A 2,020-nucleotide genomic window follows, 5' to 3' on the forward strand; every position below is an offset into this window, starting at 1 on the left:
CGAGAAAGCGGCGGTAAATTCGTTCGATAGGGCAGCTTTGACCGGGGCTTGCTGAAGAAATCTCACATAGCGAAGCGTCACCGCTTCGTCTTTGTGCAACATCGCGTCCCGAACAAACGCTATAGCCGCAGCCTCTCCGGCAACACGCAACGCCAGCTCCATCAGCCAGGTACCGTAGGTGCATCGCGTCTGGTGAAACTTGAAAGTCAACATGAAGCGCAACCCATGCCGTACGGCCCGACGACGAAGATCAGTCATGAGACGGTTGAATGTTTCGGGCTGGTAGGGATTGCCGCGAGAGGTCAAAAACAGCAGGTTGCGATACTCGTCTCGGGCCTTCGCCTGCCTGGTCAGGCGATCCATGGAGTACGCGTATCGACGAAGCGCCTCGGTCAAAAACCCGGGCACCAGTAAATCGCCTGAAACGCCAAACTTCGTGCTCACGCCCGTACCTGGACCGACTGGAATACGGTAAAAGTCAGTCATTGACGGATCTGGCATCGCATCCTCAAAACTCTCGACGCGCAGCGTTGTGATCGTGCCAATGCGCGCACCAGTGAAGAAACCTAGCGACAGCATCAGGTGGATCTCGTCGAGGCGCTCCGAAGCTGTGAACTCCATCAAATCTCTCACGTGCTCACCTCGCAGAGATGTAAGTCCGTCCTCCAGCAATAGGCCGGGCCGCGCACGATTGGGAATGGCCAGATCAGAGGAGACACGCATCAACGTGCGCTCAAACCCGACAGCATCGAAGTAATGGACGACTGCTATCCGATCGTTCCACATAGGAGCACGTCGGCTCACGAAGCCGTGCACCTGCGCGTAACGGTAAAACTGGATGACGGCTCGCATCCTCGAAGTGACCGTGCTGGGCTTCAAAAAACCTGAATCTCGCTGCCTAATCAGGCTTCCTCGATAGCGAACCAGGCACCGGTCTGCCATCCTATTGGGGAAATGGCGCCAGTCGATGCCCTCGGCTTCGAGCCAGTCCGCATAGGCACTCAGGTGCTTCATCAGTGCGGACACGGTTTTAATGTCAGAGCCTGTTGTGCTTGTCGCACGGTCCAAGGCCCAAAGGTTGGCCTCTACCCAGCTGTCACCTGTCGACCAGAAGATCTGCGGCAGGTTCGGAATGGGAGAGCCGATCTGATCGGGTGTCCATTCGGCAACGCCGTCTTCGATGGACTCACGCATGGGCGTAAATCTAATGTACTCAAGACGCGCCATGGCGAAACACCAGCTTTTGGTCAAATGGATTATTCAGAGTTCTAGGGTGCAGCCGCTTCATGCCAAAATCTTCTTCTGTAGGTTGTTGTTCTGGAAACCAATGTCCATAGTGTAGTGCGCAAAGGTTGCGCGTCCATAGGATGCGACTCGCGGTTGTCCTTGTCCCACTGGATGACTGTGCGATCCGGCATCGATGCGTTTTCCACCGGCACGAGCCGCGAGAGCTTGCCGCGCGCGATCACAAAGCCGCCCGTGTGCTGCGACAGATGACGCGGGAAGCCCAGCAGTTGCGCGGCGAGCGTCGCCCACTGCTGGATCATCGGCGTTTCTGGATCGAGGCCGCTATCCACGAATCGCCGGATCAGGTCCGCGCTCGAATCAAACCAGTGATGTTCCTTCGCGACCCGATCAACGATGACGGGGTCGATGCCGAGCGCCTTGCCCGAATCGCGGATTGCCGAGCGCGGGCGGTAGGTCGTCACGGCTGCCGCCAGAGCGGCGCGCGTACGGGTGTACTTCCGGTAGATGTACTGGATGACCTATTCCCTGCGCTGGTGCTCGAAGTCCACGTCGATGTCAGGCGGCTCTGCCCGCTCTTTTGAGATGAAACGCTCGAACAGCATGCTACTGCGCGCCGGATCCACCTCGGTGACTCCTAGGCAGTAGCAAACAGCGGAGTTCGCTGCCGAGCCGCGCCCCTGACACAGGATGCCTTCGTTGCGCGCGAAGCGGACGATGTCGTAGACCGTCAGGAAATACGGCTCGTACTTCAGGTCGCCGATCAATGACAGTT

At 57.9% G+C, this 2,020-nt stretch carries 1 protein-coding gene and 1 pseudogene; both read right to left on the bottom strand.

The annotated features are described in order from the left end of the window. The coding region (locus tag P0D80_RS49795) for a tyrosine-type recombinase/integrase (protein ID WP_408296018.1) at positions 1–1,194 on the bottom strand (1,194 nt) is incomplete at its 3' end. 176 nt (positions 1,195–1,370) lie between these two features. Then, positions 1,371–2,020 (bottom strand): annotated as a pseudogene (locus tag P0D80_RS49800) (error-prone DNA polymerase); the annotation flags it as partial.

Source organism: Paraburkholderia sp. RL17-373-BIF-A (assembly GCF_046030175.1).
Taxonomy (GTDB): Bacteria; Pseudomonadota; Gammaproteobacteria; order Burkholderiales; family Burkholderiaceae; genus Paraburkholderia.